The organism is Bremerella sp. TYQ1 (assembly GCF_020150455.1).
GTDB lineage: Bacteria > Planctomycetota > Planctomycetia > Pirellulales > Pirellulaceae > Bremerella > Bremerella volcania_A.
The window spans coordinates 1361700-1388279 of the sequence record NZ_CP083740.1 but is presented as its reverse complement, the minus strand read 5'-3'; the positions used below and the strand labels follow the sequence as shown (position 1 = coordinate 1388279).

18 protein-coding genes are annotated in these 26580 nt (G+C 52.8%); 8 read left to right on the top strand and 10 right to left on the bottom strand.

Going from position 1 to position 26580, the window contains the following annotated elements; translation table 11 throughout:
- Positions 1-2: 2 nt before the first annotated feature.
- Complete coding sequence (locus LA756_RS04950) at positions 3-1274, bottom strand: DUF58 domain-containing protein (protein WP_224438768.1); 1272 nt, start codon at positions 1272-1274, stop codon at positions 3-5.
- Positions 1275-2457: 1183 nt separating this feature from the next.
- Entirely contained in the window at positions 2458-3201 is a 744-nt protein-coding gene (locus LA756_RS04945) for a hypothetical protein (protein ID WP_224438767.1), read from the bottom strand.
- A 335-nt stretch (positions 3202-3536) separates the two neighbouring features.
- Between LA756_RS04945 and LA756_RS04940 the strand changes: the two genes are divergently transcribed.
- Entirely contained in the window at positions 3537-4880 is a 1344-nt protein-coding gene (locus LA756_RS04940) for a PQQ-binding-like beta-propeller repeat protein (protein ID WP_224438766.1), read from the top strand.
- Between the two features lie 33 nt (positions 4881-4913).
- Here the strand turns inward: LA756_RS04940 and LA756_RS04935 are convergent, their stop codons facing one another.
- Both LA756_RS04935 and LA756_RS04930 read right to left on the bottom strand, forming a co-directional pair.
- Entirely contained in the window at positions 4914-6317 is a 1404-nt protein-coding gene (locus tag LA756_RS04935; RefSeq protein ID WP_224438765.1) for a DUF1552 domain-containing protein, read from the bottom strand.
- A gap of 59 nt (positions 6318-6376) precedes the next feature.
- Positions 6377-9112, bottom strand: coding sequence for a DUF1592 domain-containing protein (locus LA756_RS04930; RefSeq protein ID WP_224438764.1), 2736 nt, complete (start codon positions 9110-9112; stop codon positions 6377-6379).
- Positions 9113-9547: 435 nt separating this feature from the next.
- Here LA756_RS04930 and LA756_RS04925 point away from each other — a divergent pair, with 435 nt between their 5' ends.
- Genes LA756_RS04925 through LA756_RS04910 form a run of 4 tightly spaced genes read left to right on the top strand, consistent with a single transcriptional unit; the run spans position 9548 to position 14575 of the window.
- The gene (locus LA756_RS04925; protein WP_224438763.1) at positions 9548-10636 is read left to right on the top strand and encodes a 3-oxoacyl-[acyl-carrier-protein] synthase III C-terminal domain-containing protein; all 1089 of its coding nucleotides are present in this window, start codon (positions 9548-9550) and stop codon (positions 10634-10636) included.
- A complete protein-coding gene (locus LA756_RS04920) occupies positions 10636-12306 on the top strand; it encodes a hypothetical protein (protein ID WP_224438762.1) in 1671 nt (556 codons plus the stop codon). The genes LA756_RS04925 and LA756_RS04920 overlap by 1 nt, the downstream gene beginning before the upstream one ends.
- Positions 12307-12315: 9 nt before the next feature.
- Positions 12316-13683 carry a cytochrome P450 gene (locus tag LA756_RS04915; RefSeq protein ID WP_224438761.1) on the top strand — a complete coding sequence of 456 codons (1368 nt, stop codon included), beginning with the start codon at positions 12316-12318 and terminating at the stop codon, positions 13681-13683.
- Positions 13684-13693: 10 nt separating this feature from the next.
- Complete coding sequence (locus LA756_RS04910; protein WP_224438760.1) at positions 13694-14575, top strand: hypothetical protein; 882 nt, start codon at positions 13694-13696, stop codon at positions 14573-14575.
- 50 nt (positions 14576-14625) lie between these two features.
- Here the strand turns inward: LA756_RS04910 and LA756_RS04905 are convergent, their stop codons facing one another.
- The 6 genes from LA756_RS04905 to LA756_RS04880 all read right to left on the bottom strand — a co-directional run bounded on the left by LA756_RS04905 (position 14626) and on the right by LA756_RS04880 (position 21666).
- Positions 14626-15465 (bottom strand): sterol desaturase family protein, encoded by an 840-nt coding sequence (locus LA756_RS04905; protein ID WP_224438759.1) that lies wholly within the window; start codon positions 15463-15465, stop codon positions 14626-14628.
- A gap of 30 nt (positions 15466-15495) precedes the next feature.
- Positions 15496-16833, bottom strand: a complete 1338-nt coding sequence (locus LA756_RS04900; protein WP_224438758.1) for a TIGR04283 family arsenosugar biosynthesis glycosyltransferase — start codon at positions 16831-16833, stop codon at positions 15496-15498.
- Positions 16830-17873, bottom strand: coding sequence for an arsenosugar biosynthesis radical SAM (seleno)protein ArsS (arsS, locus tag LA756_RS04895; RefSeq protein ID WP_224438757.1), 1044 nt, complete (start codon positions 17871-17873; stop codon positions 16830-16832). The genes LA756_RS04900 and arsS overlap by 4 nt, the downstream gene beginning before the upstream one ends.
- Positions 17874-17935: 62 nt before the next feature.
- A complete protein-coding gene (locus LA756_RS04890) occupies positions 17936-19096 on the bottom strand; it encodes a methyltransferase domain-containing protein (protein WP_224438756.1) in 1161 nt (386 codons plus the stop codon).
- Between the two features lie 60 nt (positions 19097-19156).
- Positions 19157-20713 (bottom strand): mercuric reductase, encoded by a 1557-nt coding sequence (locus tag LA756_RS04885; RefSeq protein WP_224438755.1) that lies wholly within the window; start codon positions 20711-20713, stop codon positions 19157-19159.
- Between the two features lie 23 nt (positions 20714-20736).
- Positions 20737-21666, bottom strand: a complete 930-nt coding sequence (locus LA756_RS04880; RefSeq protein WP_224438754.1) for a TVP38/TMEM64 family protein — start codon at positions 21664-21666, stop codon at positions 20737-20739.
- A 506-nt stretch (positions 21667-22172) separates the two neighbouring features.
- On the opposite strand from LA756_RS04880, the gene LA756_RS04875 reads away from it, so the two are divergent.
- From LA756_RS04875 to LA756_RS04865, 3 genes are read left to right on the top strand one after another with little or no spacing between them, the layout of a single operon-like run.
- Complete coding sequence (locus tag LA756_RS04875) at positions 22173-23783, top strand: GntP family permease (protein ID WP_224438753.1); 1611 nt, start codon at positions 22173-22175, stop codon at positions 23781-23783.
- 54 nt (positions 23784-23837) lie between these two features.
- Positions 23838-25568: an L-arabinonate dehydratase gene (araD, locus tag LA756_RS04870; RefSeq protein ID WP_224438752.1), complete on the top strand. Its 1731-nt coding sequence runs from the start codon at positions 23838-23840 to the stop codon at positions 25566-25568.
- 30 nt (positions 25569-25598) lie between these two features.
- A complete protein-coding gene (locus tag LA756_RS04865) occupies positions 25599-26510 on the top strand; it encodes a dihydrodipicolinate synthase family protein (protein WP_224438751.1) in 912 nt (303 codons plus the stop codon).
- Positions 26511-26580: the final 70 nt, after the last annotated feature.

Below are 26580 nucleotides of genomic sequence, written 5' to 3'. Positions count from 1 at the left end.
TATCAGCTACCACACCATACCTCCCTGCTCTTCAAACTCCACTGCGAAAGCAATTGGCGTGCGGCCGTATCGTGGCTTTCGACACTAATCCAGGGCCGAATGTTGGGCGTAGGTAATGTCGTGATTCGATTCGTGACAAGAGACGTCGATTCAAATCCAGCACTTCGCAGAACAATCGCGCGGCTGGTGGGCATCTCGAGAGAGCTCCGATCGGTCGTTATCAAAACGGACCAGTCACATCCAGCATTTGCTTTTCGGGCGAATGAGTCTTGGCTGGTAGGAGTTAGGCGAGCCAGACGATCCATGGCTCGGTGAATGCTGGCCTGAGAACCAGTCATCTGTTCTTCATGCGTTCCAAAATCGAAAACGACAACGTTGTGCTGTTGCACGAGTTCCATGGCGATACTGGCAGCAACACGAATCGTCCATTCAAACGTGCCGTCGGGGCCCATGCCATCATGAGAATTCTGAGCTAGGTCAACAAAAATTCGTGCACGCGTCTGGGCGGAACCTTGGCGTTCGGAGACGATAAATCTGCAATGACGTGCGGTGAGTGACCAATGAATCGAACGAAGAGAATCGCCCTGACGAAAAGCGCGAACGCTGGTACGCTCTCCTTCATGCCCAATTCGATGATCACTGGGGGAAGTTACCGAATGATGGTTTCCTTGAGGTAGCGGAAAATTGGACAGACGATAGCTTTTAGGCCAGACGGTTAGTTCCTTCTCGACAGAAACGAGGCGATGAGCTTTCCATAGACCGAAGGGAAACTCGGTGACAATCAATGGAGGAGCTTGTGGATAAACGCCACGCTGAAGTGGCTGAAACTGCCATACGAATTGGCAACGTGACCATCCTGGTATACGAGCCAACGCAACGGCCGCGGTTGGACCATCTTCGGAGTGATTTTCAATAAAGAAACCGTTTTCAATCGCAAGTCCCCAGACGGGAAGTGGCCAGCGGTTGACAATTTCGACGACAACGTCGGTCTTCTCCCCTTCACGACAGCGCCGCGTGCGGAAACAGAGCTTGCAGGAAATTCCTCGCAGACCCACCCAGGGCCAAACAATACCGAGTCCAACGACGGCTAGGATGGTAAGTAAGAGAACGTAGCCTTGTGGCGTTACGAAAAGCCCCATCAACAAGGCGATTACTGCAAGCGCCAACAAGATCCCGATTGGCGTCTTCAACCAATAGACATATCGATTTGCCCACGGCGTATAGTCGGTCGTCAGCCAGGACCAGCGGCTGTTCGAGGATTCAGAGTCGCTCATATTGCATATATTCCAGGCCAATGCGCATCGGCTTAAAAAGTACCGAAGTGCTTGTGATGCGATCCATGTTTACACAAACGAACAATCTCACCTTCGCGGCGTGTGCGCGAGAGGTACCGATAGCGTTAATGCGAATGCTGTGAGAAATCTTGCCTAAAGAATGTCTCCACTGCAGGAAGTTGTCCCTGACGAGGAATGACAAATCTTGTTGGCAATTGCGGTGGAAGAAATCAGCTCGATTAGAAACAACACATCAGCCGGAAAAGCCAACGGTGTTCGTCGCCAATCAATCTGAGACAGATATTAAGAAATGGGTGGACCACGCGGCGCAGGTATTCCAGAAACCTGACCAGGACTGTGTATCGCGGTGCAATAGCAAAATGGAGTCGCAACGTGCGACGAGGTGACGGGAGGCTGTTCAACAACAAGCGTACCCTGGTGAAGTACAGCAATGATCTCACAAAGAACGCAGTCGTGTTCGACAGTCCACTGCGTGCCGCCCTGCTCTGCTAAAGAAACAAAACGATCTCTTGTTCCGTGGGAATGGCCATGGTCGTGCCCGCAACTGGAATGCTGATGTGCGTGACCATGATCAAGCTGGGTCGAATGACCGTGAGCGTGGCAGCAGCTATGGTCGTGATGCCCTAGGCCCGGTATCGCGTGCAAGACATGGGCCCCCCCAGATCCAAAAAGGATCAAGGCCAGGCAAAGCCATGCAGCTAGATTTCGGGATGCAAATACGGGCTTCAAAGACTGTTTCCAGGCCTACAGGTTCAGGAACTTCTGTAGTGACTATTGTGCTTCAGCAATTTTGAAATCGTCAATCGTTATCGGTACGAGAAGCTCAATATTCATACACTTCTCATATCGCCAAAGATCGTGTTTCGCCAAAAACAGACAACGGCAACCAACTGAAGTATAGTTCTGATTCGTTCAAAGTACAACACAAATGCAATTGCATGACAGTCGTAACTGCTTTGTACACCAGGAGATAGTTTACGTGAGACAACCCATGCTGGTTCATCCCAATTCGTTCGTAATGTCCGAATTTCAAGTCACTGCAGGGTATGTGGCTTGGCTTTTTCACATGGCGTAAGTCTTTGTGAGGAAAGTGATTACAACGGTATTGCATTCGCGTTTTGGGGCAAATGCGTTTGGAGCGATTCCCCTCCGGAATCACTGACTACGACCTGGTGGTGGCTGTTTTTAGGCCGTTTCGCATGAGTGCGAGTTGCCCGAGTGCCATCCAAGTCATGAGAAGAACAACGGCGCTCGTGACAAAAAAAACGATCCAGCGGAACCTACTTTGGAGCTCGGTTACGACATCGTTTGCGGTGTTCGCAACTTGATTGATTTCATCGACGAGGATTCCGGCCGGTAAGAGAGCTCTTTCTAACGCGACGAGGGTTCGCTGTTTGGTTTCGTCGACGATTGCCTCTCGAATAGTTCCGTCAGTTTGAAATCGCATGGCAAGCGTTTTGAGCTGAGCAGAGAGCTTATCGAGGCGGCCTTCTAGGTCCCCAGTTTTCTCGAGCAGGTTGTCGATTCGGTGGCCATCCATGCTCAGGCCAGTCGTATTGAGAACTTCCGTTAATGCAGCGGTTTTCTCGAGGGCAACGGTTACTTGAGCAATTCTTCGCTTCACTTCGTTGGTTGTTGTTTCAAACTTGCGAAGTGCTTCAATTCCTGAGGGATCTAGCTGCTCGGCTTCCTTTTTCATCGCGTTGGCGAGAAGCGAATTTAAGGCATTTAGCTGCTGCTTAACGTCAGTTATGTGCTCTCGGGCCGCTTCGATTGATTGGGACGCTTGATCTCCGATCGAGCGTATCGTCCTATCCAATTGGATCGAAATGTAGCCGCAAACGACGATGACGAGCACACACAGCGATAGCCCAACACCTCCACAGATGCGAAGACATAAGTGCATAGCGGATTTCCCTAAATTACCCAGCCGGCGGAACGGGAGCTAAGCGCATGGAAAGTCCCTGCAATGGTTGCGGGATTTGTCGAGCATTTCACGCGCAAAGGAGGCGCAAACTTCATGCATACTTTGGCAATCAATTTAGTAGAAAAGTGTACAAGCCGCCAATCAAAATTACATTTCCGGGCACCATGCCGCAGCTGCGGAAAAAAGTCCGACAGATCGCTCCATTGAGGGATGCATCTGAAGAATTTTGTATCCAATTTGTTTGGGCTCAGCTAAATTGAGGTGCGCAATTTCTCATGTGTGATTTTTAAAATATCGTGAAAAGACACCGCAGTATGGACATCAAGTATTCGATGGAATCGACTGGGAATTCAGGAAGTGCATTGACTCGTCACTCCGTAAATCGCCGAAGCTGGTTTCCTGTAATCGCAATTGGCGTGAGCGTTTTCTTTTTTAGCTCCCAAGACGCAGATGCCCAACTGGTGTGGCCGCAATTTCGTGGGCCCACCGGGCAAGGTATCGCCGAGAGTCATTCGCTTCCGGTTGAGTGGGCGCCTGATCGAAACATTGTTTGGCGAACGGAAGTTCCTGGCGTTGGATGGTCCTCTCCCGCGATTGCCAACGATCACGTTTTCATCACGACAGCCGTTCCGTCAGGGGAAGGTAGATCAGTGGATCATTCGCTTCGCGCGGTTTGTCTGGCAGCAAACTCTGGAGAAGTCGTTTGGGACGTCGAGGTATTCCTGGAGAATGGAAAGATGTCTCCGCGTATCCATGGAAAAAACAGCCATGCGAGCCCTACTCCGGTGGTCGACGAAGAGTTTGTTTACGTTCATTTTGGGCACATGGGAACAGCATGTCTGCGTCAAGATAATGGCAAAGTCCTTTGGAGTACGCAGCAGCATTCTTACAAGCCGACGCATGGCAATGGTGGGTCGCCAGTTTTGTGGAACGATTTGCTTCTGTTCAGTATCGACGGCTCGGATCAACAAGCGGTAATCGCACTTAATAAGCAGAACGGCAAAGTGGCCTGGCAAACGCCGCGCGAGGTGCCTGACTTGCCCAAGTACTTTTCTTTTAGTACGCCGCTGCTGATCGAAGTGAACGGCAAGACGCAGCTCATCTCAGCCGGCAGCGGTGTGGTTATGGCACTAAAACCGAGCGATGGTTCTGAGATTTGGCGAGTCGACTATGGTCGCGGGTATTCGGTCGTCCCGCGTCCGGTCTACGCAAATGGAATGGTCTATGTATGCACTGGCTACGATCGATCGACGCTGCTGGCGATTCGCCCAGATGGGCGTGGAAATGTGACCGATTCAAAAGTCGCGTTTTCGGCAGATCGAAACGTTCCTTACAATCCGTCACTGTTGGCGGTCGATAACGTTGTTTACATGGTATCCGACAACGGAATTCTTACTTGCCTCGACGGCGCGAATGGCGATGTCATTTGGAGAAATCGAGTCGGCGGAAACTTTTCGGCCTCGCCGCTCTTTGCGAATGGTCACATTTATCTGCTCGATGAATCAGGAAAAGCGACCGTCGTCAAACATGCTGAATCGTACGAGCTGGTTGCTGAAAACGACCTGAAAGAACGCACGCTCGCCAGCTTGGGCGTGGATCAGAACGCTCTGATTCTTCGTACCGAGCAAGCGATCTATCGAATCGAGTCGGGGAAGTAGTCGTCGGTTCAAACCCGAACGGGCCCAGCACCACTAGATGTGTTTTATGGTCCCGGTGCTGTCGGCGAATGAATCGGCTTGAACGCCGAGACGCTGCAGCATCGTGACAAACAAGTTCGAAAGGGGAATATCTTCTCCTTTGGCTTTGTCTTGCCAAGGCTCGCGTTTTCCAAGCCATGGACCTCCTTGAAAATCCATGCCGGCATGATTGATGTATTGGCCATGTTGGAAGCCCATCTGCTTGCCACCTGCCAGAATCAACGGATAGTTCCTCGATAGGTGAAACGCACTAGACGCAGAGCCAAGCAGAAGCAACGTGTTGTCGAGCATGGTTCCTGTGCCGCCCGGTTCAGGCGTCGCTTTCAGCTTGCCGACGAATCGTCCGAATTCTTCGTTGAGAAATTGACAATAGATGCCAAAATTCTTCCAGCCGTCCGGATTCTTGGTCTCATGTGATAGCTGATGGGCCAGGTTGAAGCCGACGGCGCGGGCCAGATGATCGCTTCTTCCGACGCCGTTTTCTCGGCCGATCTGATAGGTGGCAACACGCGTCGAATCAGTTTTGAATGCCAGGTAGATCAACTCGAACATCGTTTGCAAATATTCACGCGGTTCGTCCGTGGTCAGTTCAAGATTGAGCTGATCGCCATCTACCGTCGGCAACGGAACGTTTAGCCACTGCTTCGCTTTATCGACTTTAATTTCAGCTTGACGCACCGAGTCCAAATATTCGTCGAGGCTGCGCTGGTCGTGGGAAGATAGGTTCTTGCGCAACGACTTTGCATCGGCCAGCATTTCGTCTAAGGCACTTTTGCTCAAAGCCAAGCGTCTGGCAGAGTCGCCGTTTCGCTTCACGAACAACATGTCGAAGATTTGCTTGGGACGGTGCTCCGCTGGGATTGCACGACCATTTTGGTCAAAGGAGATCGTGTGGGTGCCTCGTGCGGTGCCAGTTCCGCCATCGGTGGACATGACCAGCGAGGCGATCCGTGTTTGGTCTCCCACATGTTTGACATATTCCTGATCTAACGAAATGGTATTGGAATATTCCGTGTCCCCACCGCCTGTCGCTGCGGCAGTCAGAAACTGATCGGCATTGTTGTGCCCATGGACGTTTCGAGAACGAGGATGCGAGAAGCCAGAGAGAATCGTTAGCTCCGACTTCAACGACTCAAGCGGCTGCATGCATTTCGTAAAAGTAAATTCGTTGCCTGATCCGTGGGGAAACCAGGCCCACTCTTGAAACGAAGGATCTTCAGGAAGGGGCATCGGTACCCCGTCGGGAAAGTAGAAGCAGCCGAGACGTTTTGGGTTATTCGCTGGCGATTCGCCCGTCGCTTGCGACGGAAAAAGTGAACCAAACAAAGGCAATGCCAAAGCAGCTCCACTTCCTCGCAGGAATCGTCTTCGATCGAGTTGGTTCATACGGAAATACATGGGTATCTACTTTCGGTAGTTTGTTGGCGTTCCGCGGTGTCAGGCTTTTCGCTTGGCGATTATTCGGACTGAAACAAATCACTTTGGACGATGGAGTGAATCAGCGTTCGCAAGCCGTCTCCTTCTTGGCGAACATTGGCCGTTATCATTTCGATGTCGGCCCGATCCTCGAATCCGAGGGGGCGTCCCAACGCATAGGTAGTCAGTTTGTGAACCATGGCATGGACGAATTGGTCTTGTCGATTTTCAAGCAGGAAGCGTTTGAGGCCGTCAATGCCGTCGAGCGTTTCACCGTTGAATAGCTCGCTGGATGCATCGACATCTTTACCGCGAATCTTTTCCCGCCACTTTCCCAAGGCATCGAAATTCTCGAAGGCGATACCCCACGGATCGATTTTCACATGGCACGACTTACACGCGGCATGATTTCTATGATCTTCGATACGTTCCTTGAGAGTCATCTTGGCGATTTCTGGATCGGCTAAATCAATTTGTGGAACCGCCGGAGGTGGAGGTGGTGGCGGGTCGGCAAGCAAACATTCAAGCAGCCAAATGGCTCGTTTCAAAGGATGAGAGTCTGGCCAGTCGGAATTCATGGCCATCACGCCCGGCTGGGTTAACAGCCCTCCACGCGGCAACGCAGGGTCAAACTGCACCCGACGAAAATGGTTTCCCGTGACCCCGCCGATACCGTAATGCTTGGCGAGTCGTTCGTTGACCATGGTGTAGTCCGAATGCAGGAAATCTAAAACACTCGCATTTTGCTGCAATACCTCGCCAAACAATGCGACCGGTTCGTGCTGCATTGCCTCTTTCAAGAGAGGATCGAAACTGGGAACGTTCCTTGCAAAGTTCACAAACTCGAGAAGTTCCAGATTTAGCCACTGATGCACGAAGTTCTGCGAAAGCCGTTTGCTGCGAGGATCGTTAAGCATGCGTTCGACTTGCTCGGCCAGGACGTCTGCGTTGGATAGCTCGCCGCTCTCGGCCAAACGAAGCAATGGTTCGTCAGGAACGCTGCTCCAGAGAAATAACGAAAGTCGAGTCGCCAGGCGATAAGCGTCTGTCTTGTTGGTAGCCAACGCTTCCTCTTTCGCTTCTGTCTTGCCGGAAGGATTGGGGTTGGGGAAATTGGCGACGTATAAAAACTGAGGCGAGGAAAGTACCGTAGCGAGAACTTCCAGAATCGCCTCTTCAAACGTCTCGCACTCAGGTCGCATATGGGTATAGAGCGTTAGCTTTCGGTCGATTTCCTCGTCGGTGGGAGGCCGCCGCCAGGCACGCGTCATGAATCGCGTCAGAAGCTCTTTCGCATAGGCCGATTCATCGTGCGACGATTCGTGGTCGAAGAAGATGCTCTTGTGAGATTTCGGAGGCCATTGATCGTACACGGGCGCTTCGACTTGAACGAAGTCGATCTGGACATCGTTGGTCGAAGCCGCGCTGTTGGCGATACGGATGTATTCGGAAGGGCTCGGGATCGCGCCCATTGAAGACGTCTTGCGAACCGAATTCCGCGGATAGATCTCGCTGAGTGGAACGTCCCACTGGACGATCTGCGGATTGTCTGGGCCAGCGGTGATTGGGACATCTTCGTCGCTGACGCGAAGAAGAGCTCGTCCTTCATTGCTTGCTTGCCAACCGAACAGCAGCTGAAGGCTTGGATAGGTGGGACTGTCGGTGTTGACGCGAGATGCCCTGACGGTGACACGCATTGTCCCTTCGTCTGGCAAGCGGTTGCCTAGTTCGACGATCAGATTTTGACGACGCGCGACCGGTAAAACGGCAACGGTCTCTTGTTGGGAAGGGAATTCCGGTTTGGCCTGACTGGGGGCAAAGGCGTAGCGTGCGCCTGGATAGGCCCATTCCGCTCTGGCCGTGCGGCCGGTGCCCAGGTTCTTGTAGTAAGCGGTTCCATGGGGCTGATGGAACGTATCATGCAATTTGGCCAGTTCCTTTTCCAGTTCTTCTGGCGAATCGGAAAGCTCTTTCTTTGCTTTGGCGATTTGTTGATCTTGCTTGGCCCACTCTCTTTGAGCCGCCGCTTCCATCGAGATTCCCCAGTACAACGTCTCGGGGCGCTTTCCAGAGACAGTCGCCCGATCCAATGCCTCTCGGGCCAGGCGGTGATATGTTTCAAACTGCGAGACCGAAAGATGGAGTAGCTCAGAGCTATTTTGAAATCCTTCTTCCGACTGCGGTTCTGGGGGCAAGTCTTTGGCAAAGTCCCAAGGCAGCCCCAGCAGATCTTGCAGGGCGTAGTTGTATTCGTAACGCGTCAACCGACGAAACGCTGAGTGTGAGCCTGATTGCCGGCGTAAGATCGAAGCCGCCTCCAACTCATGGGAAAGCCAATTGACGACCGTCTGTCGATCTTCGTCCCCCATCTCTACTTGATCAGGCGGAGGCATTTCGCCTTTGGTTACGACAGAAAAGACTTCTTCCCACCAATCAGTATCTTCGCCCCGCAATAGATCGGGATCCAAACGCGAAAGCTGGAAATTGCCTTCCTCGGAATCAGGGCCATGACAGTCCACGCAATACTGTTCCAGCAGCGGTTTCACTTTCTCCTGGAAGTCGGCCAGATTGGCTTCTGGTGGTTTATCCCCTTGGGCATGCGGCTGAATCTTCTGACCGACGTCTTTGAACCGTGAACGTTCCAGCCCGGTGCGTTTGAGTTCCAAGAGGCTCGGCGGATGGTCTTCCGACGAAAGCGAACCCTGCTGAGCGGGGCCAGACGAAGCGGCATTCGTTTCGGCCGAAACTTGGCGGAGTGGCAATGGCAATGTGACCATCAAGCACAGTACAAGTATCCAGAGCCGTAAACGACACGATAAACAGGACATAGAACAACAGGCCATTGGAATCAGCGAGACCCTGGCACATCTCTAAAGAGGGCCGAGGGCGAAAGGTAGGCATGGAGTCAGGTGGGGCGGGGATGGACCATCCAGGATAACATATTTAGTTCCTTGACAATCGATTTCCTGCTAAATTCCCAAAACGATCGCCGTGACCGGTCCCCTAAACCAGCCCTGTTTGGGTAAGTGTGGCGGAGTTGGGTACTTAGAGGGAATCGAAAAAAGAATCTCCCATTCGTGCCAGGGCGGTTTTTAACTGCCCTTAGCGAGTGCATTTTTCGCCATCTTAGGTGAGCAACATCCTTTTGCTGGACAAGTGCTCTACGAGACTGAAACATTGCGATTCCCGAGAAAATCGTCAGGGAAAACGATATGGACTGCTTTATCACCGCCACAGGATCGTTTCTGCCAGGCGACCCGATTCCTAACGAACGAATCAACGACTTCTTGGGGCATCTTGACGGAGAAGCAGACGTCGCCACAAGCGTCCTGCGAATGAATGGGATCGTGTCGCGCCATTACGCGTTGAATGAGCAGCAGCAAGCGACCCACGACGTTTATGATTTGGCGACACAATCGGTCACCCGATGTCTAGCGACCCGATCTGCGCGGGTTCCCCCTTCATTTCTTTCCGTCGGGACGACCTATGCACCGTTTTCCGGGCCCGGTGCCGCGTCCATCGTTCATAGTCGCCTGCAGCAACATGGACTGATAAATCATCCTCTGGAAATCAGCTCTCACGGTGGTATCTGCACATCGGCGGCCGCCGCACTTGTTGCCGCCGTGCGTGCCGTTAAGCAAGGAGAGCATCAAGCCGCCATCGCCGTTGGGGCCGAGCATGCTTCCGAGATCTTGAAATCGTCGGCGATCTGCCCAATCGATGATCGCAAGGATCACGCCGATATCCGAAACAGCCAGTGGTTCATGTCGGTGTTTCTCAGATACATGCTTTCTGACGGGGCCGGAACGTTTCTACTGGAAGATCAGCCACGCGAGGAAGGGTTGTCGTTCCGAGTCGATTGGACGCACTCATTATCGTTTGCCCATGAAGCTCCCCTTTGCATGAAACTCGACAATTCGAATCGGTTGTTAAGCCAGGATGTCAATATTTTGACGCGGCATCTGTACAAGTTCGCCGAACGGTTTGTCGAGTCCGCGTTACAACGGAACAACGAGACGTTGGATTCCTACCGCATGGCGCTTCCGCATATGTCTTCCTATTTCTTTCGGAGGAAGATGGAGAAGATCATGCAGAAGTGTTCCTCGGATCCAAACAAGGCGCTCCCCTATTGGACGAATCTGGCAACGGCCGGAAATACCGGAGCGGCAAGCATCTACGTGATGCTGGATGAATTTATTCGTGAGCACGCCATTCAATCAGGAGACCGGTTGCTTCTGTTCATCCCCGAGTCAGGGCAGTTCAACTTTGTCTTGGTCAGCTTAACGGCCGTGAAACGATAATGGACGCAGCAGCGACGAAGCAATCCGGCGCAAAACGATTGGCGATCATTGGTTGCGGCAGCAGTGGATTGATCATGCTGAAGTATGCTCTCGACGAGCTTACCGGCAGGGAGATCGTCTGCTTCGAAAAGTCGGATCGAATCACTGGGGTGTGGGGGAATCCGTACGATGGTTTTGTATCGACGTCGACCAAGTTCACGACGCAGTTTTGTTGTTTCCCAGAACGAGATGCTTGCGTCGACGAAGATGGTGGAGAAAGCCGAGTCGAGTTCTTCCGCAATGGAGAATACGGAGAGTACCTAAACCGCTTCGCGGATGCATTTGGCCTGCGTGACCATATCAAGATGGGACATCTGGTGACCAAAATGCAGCGTGACGAACACAATAGCGGTTGGCAAATATCCTTCCGACGCACGGCAGCCACCACCGAAAACGAAACTGAGGTCGAGCACTTTGACGCCGTCGTAATTTGTACCGGACTTACAGCGAAATCGAAGGAACTCAACGCCCCGGTCCCGATACTATCTCCCCAAGAGCTGAATGGCTGCGATGGAGTATCGACCATTCGTAACGAACGCATCGTGGTCTTTGGTGGCGGCGAATCGGCGGTCGACTACGCAGCCCGGCTCTCTCGCGATGAGCTACAGAACGAGGTATTCCTTTCGCTGCGAACTGGGATTCGGGTCAGTCCTCGATACCATCCGATCCGCGGGGTGCCCTCCGACTTTCTGCGAAATCGACTGATGTTGTCGGTGCATCCTGTCTTGCGAAACTGGATTGGGCAGCGATTTGTGGAAGCACGCATGCTGCATCAGGAACGATTCGAGCGTTGGTTTCCGGCGAAGCATTCGCAAGCGTCGAATATCGAGGATTCGATTCAATCGTTGCGTAAACAATGGGCTCATCGTCTTACGAAGGGGGCCAAAGACGAGCTGTTCAATATGTTCCACAACAAAAGCGACGACTTCTTGGAAGGAGTTGCCCGGGGGCGTATTCGCATTGTCGGCGAGCCCACAGACAACACGATGACTCGCTTTTACGAGTTTGACTCAGCGAAAGACGTGGACGTCTCTCCTACCAAAGTGATTCCGGCCGTCGGTTATCATTCGACGCTTTCCGAAGTCACCGGCGGGCAATGCTCGCTTAAAGATTTCTACTTGGGTTTTATTCATACGCAGTACCCCGATCTTTTCCTGGTTGGATTTGCTCGACCGGTGATTGGCAATATTCCCTCGATCAGCGAGATTCAGGCCATTTTCATTGCACGACTTCTCAGTGGACGTGTTGCGAGACCGAACGACATTGAGAATCGGCATTCGGCTGTCCAAAAGGAAAATGCCCAGCGGTTTGCCAAAGTAGATTTGGAAACGATTTACCCGGTCGAGATGTTTCCGTATTGCGACTACCTGGCGAAGGAAATGGAAATTTACCCGTCAATTAAACGAGTCGGATCGCTGCGGGACTGGTGGAAGATGCAATTGATGCCGGCAACGACAGGCCACTATCTGTTGGATGAATCCCATTCCGATCAACGTGAAGTCTTTTGCAAAGCACCAGTCTATATGCCAACGCTATTGATCGTTTTGTTGGTGCTTCTCAAGCCGGTCGACTGGACGTTTCGGGGAATGCGTCGGTTATGGCGTCCCGGTCGCTCGCATTTACCTTCGTAGGTATCGCCGATGAATCCGAGTTCACCCGAAAATCCAGCTTCCTCTTTCACCGGCAAGTTAGCACGCCCGCGATACATGTATCGGCAATGGCGGCTCGCTGGAAATCGAGCGATGTTCTTCGATCGATTAGTGAACGAATTTGGCGACTTTGTCCATTATCGGGGATTGTTTAGTTTTTATCTCGTAAACCATCCAGCGTTAGTCAAACAGGTTCTGCAAGAGACGAATAAGTCGTTCGACAAGAACAGTGTGATTTACGATCGTTTCCGTAACGCGTTTGGCAATGGTTTAGTCGTTGCAGAGGGAGAGCGATGGCAGCGGCAACGAAAACGGATGCAACCGCTGTTCGGACATCAGGCCGTTCAGCGGTATTTCGACTTGATGGTTGACTCTGCTGAGCAGATGGAGCAGCGTTGGAATTCGTTTTGCGATCGGAAGGAAGTGTTTGATGTGGCCGAGCAGATGAATCATGTCACGCTTCAGATTGCCGGTCGGGCCTTGTTTCATGATTCGTTTGATCAAGTCGCCGATAAAATCAGTCACTGGACCCACGTCATCAATACGTACAGCGCGAAACCTCCATTGCCGATCGTGCGTAGTTTTTGGTTTCCGTCACGAATCAATCGTGAGCTCAAAGCCTGCCTGGGCGAGTTCCACACGTTCCTAAGAGAAATGATCGAGCAGCGTCGAACGCAAAATGGCGACTCCGATTTAATTGGACGACTACTTGCCGCTCGGGATGAAGAAACTGGCCAGTCGATGTCAGACCAAGAGATCGCGGAAGAGGCCCTTGGAATGATCATTGGTGGGCATGAAACGTCATCGGCGGCGCTGACGTGGGCCTGGTACGAGCTCGATCGGCACCCCGATGTTCGTGCGAAACTGCATGCCGAGTTAGACGCTGTCCTTGGGTCTGGCCCGTTAAAGCTGGAGCATCTGCCGAAATTGGTGTACACGCGGATGATTATCGAGGAAACGATTCGCTTGCACCCTCCGTTTTGGTTCGAGAATCGAAACGCGGTCGAAGATGTTGAACTGGGTGGCGAGAAGATTCCGCAAGGTTCGGTTGTTGTATTCAGCCGATATTCGCTGCATCGCCACGCGCAGTTTTGGAAGAATGCCCAGCAGTTTGATCCGCAGCGTTTTCTTCCAGATCACGAGGAGAACAAACGTTCGTCGTATGCCTACGTTCCCTTTGGTGGCGGACCGAGAGTTTGTATCGGAGTTCATCTAGCAATGATGGAGTTGGTAGTCGTGTTGGCCCTGCTCGCTAGACGATTTAACGGTATCTTGGACAAATCCAACCGACATGAAATGGCCGCGAATTTAACGATGACGCCCAAACATGGGGTCTTGGTTCGACTGGAAAGACGATAAGGCACGCACCATGAATCAGTTTCCCTACATCACAGACTATGTGAACGGTGTCTTCGCGCGGGAAAGGAATCGCTGGGATTTCCATCTATTGCGACCGGTGATCGTGTTTAGCTATTTTTTTCAGCGAACGATAAGCTTTCCGTTGAAGTTTGTCTTTCATCGATTCCCCCTTGGCTTCGAGGCCTATTTGATCGATTGGGTTATGACATGGGGACTCAAATATGTAGCGACGTACGACGCGGCCGAGCTGTTGATGCGGCACGTACAGATCGAACCGCTTTTGTATCGCCACATTCTTGGTTCGCAGGCAGCGGCCGCGGAGAACTCTCATCAGCGGCTAAATGGCATTGACGGTGACTATCGCCTGGAAAATACCGACGTTGCGCTGAAGAATCGGATGACGATGGGACATGACTTATTGTCGTACGAGATTGTCGATCGTTTTGATCGCAAGCAGTTTCTAAAGCACTTGAATCAGATTCGTGCCTCGAAACCGGAAGATCACGAGCAGTTAAGCAAAGCAGTACTGGAAGAAAACAAAAAGCATTCTTTTCAGCTCTTGGGGCCTACGAACATTGTGTTGCTGATCGTGACGACGATCACCTTATTCGGTGACTTGAAAACGACCATTACGGCGCTCAATTCCTTCGGATCGGACTCGCTTTTGCTGTGGTGTATGAAGCAGCTCTATGCGGAAGACCCTCAAGCCCAGATTGACCTCGACTTTTTTATGCAAGAGGTAAGTAATCGAGGACACTACAACAATAGTGCGTTTTTTTCGAACCCGAGCCAGTATCTTTATTATCACATTGTCTTCGATGAGGTCTGCTACGACATGCTGATGAATCGCCCGCCGATTCCAACACCAGAACCCGAGGCAGATCTCGCGTAGACGAAAAGCAAAAGCCGGATGAATTCAGCCCATGGTTGCCGATTCCGGCGTCATTCGTCCATTGTCGAAGCTGCTTCAGCCTGGTCTTCCTCTTGTACGTAGTTCCAGGGCAACAGCAACATGCCTGGCAGGCGATCGACACGGTTTTCGTCCCGCTCTTCCGGTACGCCGATCGTCATTTGAAGGTGCCCTTTCTGCGGTTGATCTCGATAGGTTCCCAGCAGAAAATCCCACCATGGCAAGTTGAAGCCGAAGTTGCTGTTGGTTTCACGGCGAATCACCGAATGGTGAACGCGATGCATGTCGGGTGTGACGATAAACCATCGCAAGACTTGATCGATCGGCTTGGCAATGGCGACATTGCTGTGATTGAACATGGACGATGCGTTCAGCAGGACTTCAAACAAAACGACCGCAATTGCCGGAGCCCCGAGCAGGACGACAACACCACACTTGATGATCGCGGAAAGTGCGATTTCTAGCGTATGGAAACGGAGTCCAGTCGTGACGTCGAAGTCGAGATCGGCGTGATGGACTTTATGCAATCGCCACAATGCCGGCACTGCGTGAAACATGACATGCTGCAAGTAGATCGCGAAGTCGAAGGCCAGGATTGCCAAAATTACTTCCATCCATACGGGCCAATCCAAGAGATAAAGGATTCCCCATTGCCGCGATTCGGCAAACATGGCGGTCGCAACGGCAGTGATCGGTACCAGCAGTCGAACCGCAATCGTGTTAACGACAATCAATCCCAAGTTACTTAGCCAACGTGGAGACTTTCGGACCGAAAGCGTCCGCCGCGGAGAAAGTACTTCCCAGAGGGTCATCGCCAGCAAGACTCCCAGGAAGAACGAGAGTCGCACGATCATTTCGACGTTGGGTGACATTCAGGAATTCATTCCCGCAAACAATGACGGTCAGTTGGTCGCCGGTTGGCGACGATACCACGCAGCAAGTCGTTCCGGAGATACCCCAAGCCGCCACGCCAGGATGATCAGTTGATTCAAGCAGGTCGTCTGGACAATTCCCCGTCGCTGCCACCTTCGCGCGGAAACGGTCATCGGCAATCTAGACAGATCGATCTTTCCCTTTTTGCGAAGCCGCTGCACCAATTCAAAGTCTTCCATCAGCGGCCAATTGCGAAATCCTCCAAGCTCGTAGAATGTCTTAGCTTTAAGAAACAACCCTTGGTCTCCATAAGGACGCTGGAAAACACGGGATCGCAGGTTGGCCATATGAGATATCATTTTCAAACCCCAGCCATCGCCGTCAATTTTTAGACGAAACGCTCCGGCAATACGCGTATCGTCAATCGACTGACGAATGACTTCATCAAATCGGCTAGGCAACTGTGCGTCGGCGTGAAGAAACAAAAGCGTGTCGCCGCTGGCGTTGACGGCTCCGGTATTCATCTGAACACCCCGTCCTGCCCTGGAATTGACAACGAGGGCGAACTCTTGCCGAGCTTTCTCACAGGTATCATCGTTACTTCCACCATCGGAAACGATGATTTCCACGTTGTGCGGATCGACGCACCTATCTCGAATGGTACGAATCGTCGACGCGATTCGCTCTGATTCGTTCAGTGCCGGAATGATCACCGACAACCGACCTGGGACGATTTCTGGTAGAACGTTTGCAACCAATTCTGGCCAGGCCCGACATTGAATCAGGTCTTCCGGATAGTCGACATCGGGTAACGCGGGAAGCTGCTGGGTGGTTAGTTGCAGCTGTTTGGCAGCTTGGAGTGTGGCTGACAAAACGTCCGCACCACCCCAGGGAATTGCCTGGAAAAGTTCAGGCCGCGGGGCCTTCAAACCAAGCAGATAATATCCCCCATCCTCAGCAGGACCGATCACCATGTCTGCTTTTTCCAGCAGGGCATCCGCTTTAGCTAATGTCGCCGAATCGAGTCTTGGACAATCGGAACCAATCACGATCACGCGATCTGCGCCGGCTTGAAAGGCCGCCTCGAACGCAGATGTCAGCCGTTCGCCTAGACTCCCGCCAGTTTGCGGCAAATAAGTAATGCCATCCCCGAACATACGACGCATGAGGTCCTTGTCGCCGTCAGAAAAATGGACTTCCGGTATTGCTTGTGTATCGTGAGCAAACTTGCGAACGGCTTCGAGCGTATGCGACGTGAGGTTTTGCTGTAGCTTCGCGGCTTTCTCGGGACCAATAGCTGGAATGAGTCTTGTCTTTGTCGTTCCTGCAACCGGGTAACGGGTGAAGACCATGACGTGTGTCTTCATGATACGACCGCTCCCTGGCAGCTCGATCCATTACCGGCCGTGCACCCGAAACAGTGCCGACCGGTGGCGATGGTCCGTTCCGCGACATCTTTCCACGTTAGGTCTTCAATACGACGTGATTTTGACTGAACGGGTAGCTCCAGCATTTGATTGAAATCGCAATCAAATAGATTGCCTTGCCAATCAACGGAAAGCATCGTGCGGCACATCACATAGGAAACGGTTTGCGGATTGAAGCTCTCGACAAGCTTTTGCATGTACGATTCGTACTGTTCTGATTGGAGCAGGTCATCCAGGAATCGACTAATTGGCAGGTTCGTAATCGTGTGCAACTGATTGAAGACCACTCCATATCGAGCCGCAAGTTCTTTGCGATAGGCTGCTTCTAAATCGGCTTGCTTCGGTGGTAGCGATGGACCGACTGGGTTATAAACCAACGTCAAACTTAATCCGCTATCGAGGTGCCCATACCCAAGATCGTTTAGTCGTCGCAGGGCATCAATGGAACGCTGGAAGACACCATCCCCACGCTGGCTGTCACAGTTCTCTTCCAGATAGCATGGCAGCGACGCGACGACTTCGACGCGATGTTGAGCAAGGAATTCCGGCAGGTCCTGAAAACCGTTGGCCATTAAGATCGTCAGATTGCAACGATCGATCACGCGGCAATTCAGGGCATGGGCCTGTTGGACGAGCCAACGAAACTGCGGATTCATTTCCGGGGCCCCACCGGTGATGTCGAGCGTAGGTATGCGGAACGTTTTCACCGCGTCAATAACCGCCTCCGCCGTCTCTCGCGACATCGCCTCGCGCCGGTCAGGGCCAGCATCAACATGACAGTGGGTGCATGTCTGATTGCAAAGCTTGCCGACGTTAACCTGAAGCACTTCAATTCCTGATGCTTGCAGTTGGGGTAGCTGGCTGTCGGAAAGGTGTTCATCGAACTGAGGCAAGTTAGGAATCTGATTCCCCTGCAACACGTTACGCTGTGCTTCTGCTTTGGCTAATGTGCTTTGGCGTCGGAGCAAGGAGAGTTGCATGGCGATGTGTCTCGTGGAAATTTGAAATTCAATTTGGCCGAAATATTGATGATGGTTGCGATTTAACAGCAATCGTCGGCGCAGTCCGCGCGTGCTTCGGTCGTCGCGTCGTAGTCCATCCCTTTCGACTCGCGAGGATGGCGGCGAGCACTCGTTTTACAGGCAAACGGCTTCGCTTCTTCAACTGGGATCTCATTGATTGGTTCGATCGTATCGAATCGTCCCGCGTATGGTTCCGATTGCAGTAGGTGGAACGTTTTATCGCAAACCGCCATCCGCTCGCCGCGGAAATAGGTGTGGCCGTCATCATCGGTTACCTTCGAGAAAGGACCGCGGTAGACAACTGCCTGATTCCGCTCTAAGCAAGGGCCATCTTTTCCCTTGTAGGCCATGACCGTAATGGAACGAAACTCGATTCCCTCGACCGTTTGCCACGGTGTGGCTTCTCGCTTGACGATTTCAATGCCATGAAAGCCAGCCTGAAGGAAGGCTTTCAGAAACGTGTCTTCACGAAAAGCTCCACTGATGCAACCTGACCACAATGCTGGATCGCGTTGCAGCTCGTCCGGAACCGATTCGTCACTAACGATGTCGCTGATCGCTAGTCGTCCGCCAGGGCGAAGGACGCGGTACATCTCCGAAAACAGGGCGCGACGATCTGGCTGACGCACCAGGTTCAGCACGCAGTTGGAAAGAATGCAGTCGACCGAATTATCTTTGACGAGAGGATGTTCTTCGCGAATTTGTTCCGAGGCATTCCGCAGGGCATGGTAGGTATTTAGATCGGCGACAGGTTGATCGGCCAGAACTTTCTCTAGGCGATCTAAGTCGAGTCGCAGGTCCTGGATCATGCCATTACGAAACTCGATGTTACGATAACCAATCCGCTGGGAAACGGTCGGCGCATGCTTCCGAGCCAATGCCAGCATCTCGGGATTGCAATCTACCCCGATTACTTTGCCACTGGCACCTACCATCTGTGCCGCAATAAAACAAAGCTTGCCGCCGCCACTGCCAAGGTCAAGCACCGTGTCGCCGGGGCGAACGAACGGCGTTGGATCGCCACAACCATAGTCCCGTTCGATGACCTCCTCGGGAATGACCTCCAGCAACTTAGTGTCGTACTGCACTGGACAGCAAAGGGCGGCCTCTCTTTGCTGTGCCGCTCCGGCATATCGTTCCGAAACGGCTTGGTCACTGGGAATCGTATGGCTTGTCGACATGGCGGAATTTCAAAAATGTGCGAAATGTAAATGGCTAGTCGGGTGGCGAACGGATAGCAGTCAGCGAATCCACTTCAGCCAGCGATCAAACATGGACTTCACGAATGGCGTCAAGCGAGTGCGATTATACTGATCGCCTGCTTTGCGGATCGCTTCGGCTTGGGTCGGATAAGGGTGAATCGAACTGGCGATCTTGCCGAGACCAATTTTATGCGTCATTGCCAGCGTTATCTCGGAGATCATGTCGCCGGCGTTGGGGGCAACGATGGTCGCACCGAGAATCTTGTCGCTCCCCTTTTTCAGGTGGACTTTAACAAAGCCCTCGGTTTCGCTTTCCAAAATGGCCCGATCATTTTCTTCCATCGACTGTGTGATCGTATGAAGCGAGATGCCCTGCTGGTCGGCCTCCGCTTCCGTGATTCCCACGTGGGCGATTTCAGGTGAAGTATACGTGCACCAAGGAATGACGAGATCGGTCCATTTCTTCCTGCCGAAGAATAGCGTGTTCTGAATGACCGTTCGAGCCATGAAGTCAGCCGCATGGGTAAATTTCAGTGGCGAGCAAATATCTCCAGCCGCGAAAATTCTTCGATTGGTGGTTTGCAGTCGCTCGTTGACTTCGATTCCTCGATCGTTAAACACGACACCCACGGCATCTAAATTCAGCCCTTCCACGTTGGGCTGACGACCGGCGGCGATTAGAAGGTGATCGACCGATGTCTGATGGTCCTCTCCACCTTCATGCCATTGAATGGCTGTGCCATCCTGAGATGTGATTCGTAGTTGGGACGCATTGCTACGGATATCGACGCCATCGCGTCGCATGGCCTGTGCCACGACGTTGCTTGCGTCTACATCTTCGCGCGAAAGAATATGAGCCGAGCGATCGAAAAGGGTTACGTGCGATCCTAGATTCGCGAACGCTTGAGCCATCTCGCAGCCGATAGGGCCTGCACCGATAACACCTAGGCGGGCCGGCAAGTCGGTCAACGAAAATAGCGTCTCGTTGGTGAGATACGGAGCATCTTCCAAGCCAGGGATGGAAGGAGCAGCCGCACGAGCCCCTGTCGCAATCACGGCCCGCTTAAATTTGAGACGTTGCTCTCCAACTTCAATTGTATCGGAATCGAGGAACCGTGCGTCTCCAAGAAAGACGTCGACCCCAAGACTCCGAAAGCGACTTGCGGAATCGTTGACGCTGATCGACGCCCTTAGCTTACGCATTCGTTGCATAATCGCGGCGAAGTCGACGGCAATTTCTGCGTTGGATTTCACGCCGAAGTTTTCACTTCGCCGAATCGCAGCGGCGGATCGCGCGGCACTGATGATTGCCTTGGATGGGACGCAGCCGACGTTTAAGCAATCGCCTCCCATCAGGTCCCGTTCGATTAATGCAACTTTCGCCCCCAGGCCTGCTGCGCCCGCCGCGGTGACCAATCCAGCCGTTCCGGCACCGATGACCACCAAGTTGTAACGTCCCGAAGGAGTTGGATTCTTCCAATCGGTCGGATGCACATTATCGACAAGCTTCTGATTAGCTTCGTCCGCAGGACTGGTCTGAGGAAGCCGCTCGATTACCGGGTTTGGAAAGAAACTGGATGTCTCAGGTCCGACCATGAAGGTCTCCAACGGCACTATGCCTACGGAAGATAAGGGGCTAACCAAGTATCGAAATGATGCGAATTGATGGCAAGAACGACAAGGATTCCCGCCACCACGACCAATGCAAGGGTACGAACGACCTGGCTTGAAAAGGAAGCTTCCTGGGGTTCATCTTCCGGCGGGTCCTGTTCGACCTCATCTGACGCGGAAGATGTGGAAACCTCTTGCGTGATTTTGCTGCGGGCAAGTCGGGCAATGTAGACACTTACGACTAATGTCGCGATCAAACCAACCGCAAGCAAGATCCATTCGCCCACGGAACGTCCACGGTCCGATGTCAGTGCGGCTTGCGTGACATGACCTAGATAGACATACAGAAACGTGCCCGGTAACATCGCAAGCCAGCTGGCAATTGCAAAGGGCCAAAAGCGAATCCGTGTCAAACCGTACAGGTAATTCTGGACATTAAACGGGATCGCAGGAGAAAGTCGCAGCAGGGCAACCACTTTCCAGCCTCCTTCGCCGATCGCTCGGTCGATGGCATCAAAGCGTGGATAGCGTTTCGCCCAATTGGCGATCCTTTCACGAACGGCGTACCTGCCGATCAAAAAGCAAAGTGAAGCACCGACGGTCGCACCAATCGAAACAACGACCGTCCCAACGGTTAAACCATACAAGGCGCCTGCAACGAGGGTAAGTATCGTGCCTGGCACCATGAGAACTGTGGCTACGATGTAAGTAAGTGTCAGAACAACTGGGCCCCAGACACCCAACGAGACAATCCAGTCTTGAAGGCCAGAAAGCAACTCCTTCGTTGGCAATGCCCGAAAAATAACGACAATGCAGACGACTCCTACCGCGACAGCCACCCATTGAGCATAACGAAGCCACGTCACGGTGGTGCGATTGGAATTCCTCCGTTCAGCACTCGCGGCAGGCTCGCCATCGTCAGTCTGGGATTCGGGCATCGTGTTCATCGAGTTTTGAGAAGTCGATCCATCAAGTTGTAAGCAATCGCATCTTCAGACCACCGAGGGAGTACCGCAAACTAGGGCCTTATTCAACGGATCGTAAAGCTTAACGAACCGCATACCCCTTTGACGGTGAAATCTGTCACACAGTCATCCTGCGCTATCTTATAAAAATACCACCGAATGAGGGCAAAAAAGATGGCGGTCGCTTTCATTTCAAACGGAACGTTACCCCACCAACGCATTGCTTGAGGTGGAGACTTCTGATACTCTTTTTGAACGTTCGCGCGGCCAAATGTTGGTACCCTCTGCTAACGAATAGTTACCTGCGAATGGTCCATTCAGTTTCGGATTGCCTGGTGCATTGTGTCGCTGAATGCTAGTGAAAGCCTTCCCCACTACCAGGCTTTCGCTAAAGCCCCCATGACTCCTTCCAATTGCCCCTTCTCTCTCCAACCGTTTGCGGTTGCGCACATTCTGCTATGTTCGCGATAATCCTGGGAATGTTGATCGTCCTGTGCGGCGTCCTTTTTTTAAGGCTGCACGCGTTTCTCGCTCTGTTCTTCGGAGCGTTGGCGGTCGCGGCTGCAACGTCGTCGATTTCAATTTCTCAAAGCGTCTTGCATGATGCCACAGCAATAATCAGCGAATCGCGAGATGGTCAGCTTGCCCTGACCCAAATTGGCGAGGAGTTCCCTGCAAAGGCCGGAGACTTTGTCATCAAGCGTGCGAAAGGCGAAACCTCCGAGGTTCGGATCGATCGCTTTGAAACGAACGATGCGTCTACCACGGCCTATTTGCCCCCAGATGTTTCCAGTGAAACGTCATGGACAGATGGTGAACTGATCCCGCAAGCTGCCTATCAATCGGCGGAAAAGCTGGCCGACAGCAGCGCCATCAATCGAGTCACTAATGCGTTGGGGGGAACATTCACCAAAATTGGTATCTTGATTGCGATGGCCTCGATTATCGGTCAAGGTTTGATGACCAGTGGTGCTGCCGAGCGGATTGTTTGCTCGATTCGGTCGGCATTGGGCGAACGCTGGACGGCGCTGGCGTTCGTGATTAGCAGTTTCGTGCTCGCGATTCCGGTGTTCTTCGATACCGTTTTCTTTCTCATGTTGCCGTTAGCCCAGGCGATGGCCAAACGGACAGGCCGCGACTATTTGAAATACGTTCTTTCGATTGTCGTCGGCGGGACGTTGGCTCATTCGCTTGTTCCGCCCACCCCTGGCCCGCTGTTCGTCGCTGCGGAATTGAATGTCAACATCGGAGCGATGATTGTCGGTGGGGTCGGCGTTGGTATTTGGGGCGTGATCGCTGGCTATCTGTACATGATTTGGGCCAATCGAACCTGGCAGATCCCACTTCGTTTTGAGGCTATCGAGGCGTCGGAACAACCCACCGAAATTGACGAAAAACAATTGCCGGGCTTCTTTGTTTCGATCTTGCCGATCGTTGTACCCATTTTTTTACTAGCCATGAAAACAGTGAGCCAGTCGGTCGACGTCGCGTCGCTGAGTGGCCCAGCCGACTGGGCGATTGGTTTCCTGGGCGACAAAAACATCGCGATCTCGATCGGCGCGATCTTGGCACTTGCAACGGTGATTGGAAGGCCTGACATTTCGTGGAATGGATTGGGCAAAACGGTTCAGAAAGCCCTCAGCGAAGGGGGCGTGGTGGTCTTGATCACTTGTGCCGGCGGCGCCTTCGGAGAAATGATTCGCCAGACGAACATCGGTACCGTTATCGCTCAGTCGTTACCGGAGTCGGTCGGCGGCATCGGTTTGTTGGTGACCGCATTTCTCATCACGGCATCCATCCGCGTGATTCAAGGGTCCGCGACGGTGGCTATGATCACTGCGATTGGAATTGTGGTTCCTGTCGCAACGCAGATTGGATTGCCATTCCATCCGGTCTACCTGGCTCTGGCCATTGGCTGTGGATCGAAGCCGTTGCCCTGGATGAATGACAGCGGATTCTGGGTCATCAGCCGAATGAGCGGGTTTACGGAAAAAGAGACGCTGAAAACGTTTACCGTTCTGTTGACGATCATGGGGGTGGTGTCGTTCCTGGCAACCCTGGTTTTTGCTATGTTCTTTCCATTCGCTTAACACCGCACTGGTCGATTCAATCGGTCGATTCCGCTTCCTTTCACTCAGTTTGCCATGTCGTCTCCATCCAACGAAGATCCGAAATATCACAGTGGTCGCTGGTTCGATCCCGACACGTTGCGCGGCTTTGGCCATCGTTCTCGTCTGAAGGGAATGGGTTATGACGACGCCGATTTTCGAGGGAAACCGGTCGTTGCCATTCTCAATACGTGGAGCGATCTGAACACGTGCCATTCGCACTTCCCTGAACGGGTTAAAGAAGTAAAACGTGGCATCTGGCAAATGGGCGGTTTTCCGGTCGAAGTCCCGGTAATGTCGCTCGGCGAAATGATGATGAAGCCGACGACGATGCTTTATCGCAATATGCTGGCAATGGAGACCGAAGAAGTCCTGCGATGCCATCCGATCGATGCCGCTGTGTTGATGGGGGGCTGCGATAAGACCGTGCCTGCGATGATCATGGGGGCGATCTCGGCGGACCGGCCGGTTATCTTTCTGCCCGCTGGTCCTATGCTGAAAGCGCGTTGGAAAGACCAGACGCTCGGCAGCGGTAGCGACGCATGGAAATACTGGGACGAACGTCGCGCTGGTAATCTTTGCGACGAAGCATGGGGAGAAATCGAAAACTGTATCGCGCGTTCGGCAGGAACATGCATGACCATGGGGACCGCTTCGACCATGGCATCGATTGCCGAGTCGATGGGACTGACACTACCAGGCGCGTCGTCGGTTCCAGCCGTTATCTCGGAGCACTCGCGATTGGCTGTCGCCTCTGGTCGCCGAGCTGTCGAATTGGCCCAAGAAGAACTTCGTCCGTCTGACGTGTTGACAGATAAGTCCTTTGATAACGCCATTGTTACCAGCATGGCGATCGGCGGGTCGACCAATGCGATCGTTCATATTATCGCGATGGCTCGCCGAGCAGGAATCGAACTGACGTTGGAACGCTTTGACGAGCTTTCCCGAACGACTCCAGTTCTCGCCAATGTCCGACCGGCCGGCAAGTTTCTGATGGAAGACTTCTTCGACGCCGGCGGCTTGCCTGCTTTGCTGAATCAATTGGGATCACACATCGACGGCAGCTGTAAGACCGTCAACGGTTTTTCGCTGGGCGAGAATATCGAGAAAGCCGAAGTCATCGACGACGACATCATTCGTTCGATCGACAATGCGGTCTCTCCGACCGGCGGTACGTTCGTGCTGCGAGGGAATCTTTCGCCGTCTGGTTGTATCATTAAGCCGACGGCTGCATCGCCTCGGCTGCTCAACCATCGTGGGCCTGCGGTCGTGTTCGACACCTACGAAGATTTAAAAGCCAAACTCAACGATCCTGCGACAGGCATCACTGCCGACTCGGTTTTGATCTTAAGAAACGCCGGGCCGCATGGTGGTCCTGGGTTTCCGGAGTGGGGCATGTTGCCGATTCCGGATCATCTTCTGAAGCAAGGGGTACGCGATCTCGTGCGGATCTCGGATGCTCGGATGAGCGGAACGAGTTACGGAACGTGCGTGCTTCATGTTGCCCCCGAAGCCGCCGTCGGTGGTCCTTTAGCACTCGTGAAAAATGGCGATACGATCGAGCTTAGCATTGATCGGCGTGAACTGAACTTGCTTGTCGACGACGATGAACTCGATCGGCGGCGTGCCGAATGGACGCCTCCCCCGGCAAAATACAAACGTGGTTACGGAGCCATGTTTCTTAAACACGTTACCCAGGCGGATGCAGGATGCGATTTCGATTTCCTACATCACGGCGAAGAGACCGCTGATCCGCCCATTCATTAAGATTCAACCTTCGAGGAATGCCATCAGGATATGGATACAAAACCACTGACTGCAGAAACGATCGCTCAATCGGTTTGGGCTGTCCCTTCGTTGGCTCGCTCTGACAATGGTCAGCTGAACCAGCAGGAAAATGAGAAGATTATCCGCCACATCGAACAAGGCGGAATTTCGACATTGCTGTATGGTGGCAACGCGATCTTCTATCATTTGACGCTCAAGGAGTATCGCGAAGCCCTTCAGCTGATCAGCGAAACGGCCGCCGAGCAAACCCTTGTGATTCCGGCGATTGGTCCTGCGTACGGAACGATGCTCGATCAGATCGACATCCTCAACGATTTCGCATTTCCCACGGCAATGGTCCTTCCTCAACGCGACGTGTTGACATCGGCCGGGTTGGCAACAGGGATCCGAAACGTTGTTGAAAAGTTTGGCAAGCCGATTGTTCTGTACCTGAAATACGGCGGAGTGATGACAGTCGAGGATGCCACGGCATTGGTTAACGACGGGTGCGTGTCGGCCATCAAGTACGCTGTCGTCCGAGACGATTACACGAAAGACGATTACCTTCGCGGTCTGGTCAACAACATTGACCCGACGCTGATTTTAAGTGGTTTGGGCGATCAGCCGGCGATCGTTCACATGCAAGACTTTGGCCTGGGTGGCTTCACGACCGGATGTGGGTGTGTTTACCCTGAGCTTTCGACTGCCCTGCTGAAGGCGATTCAAGCGAAGCAGTGGGACGAAGCAGAATCGATCCGTGAAAAGTTCCTTCCGTTGGAACAGCTACGAGATGATTTGGGCCCGATCACTATTTTGCATCGTGCGACGGAACTGGCCGGAATCGCCCAGACGGGTCCGATCACGCCGCTTCTTTCCGAGCCAGAAGCATCCATTCAAACACAGATTTCCGCGGCAATTGAGAAAATCAATTCCAACCTCTAATGGTTTTGAATGTTGACGTGTCATAACAGAGGCGTCGACAAACCTTGAGCAAGAAACAGGAAAGGCCTGG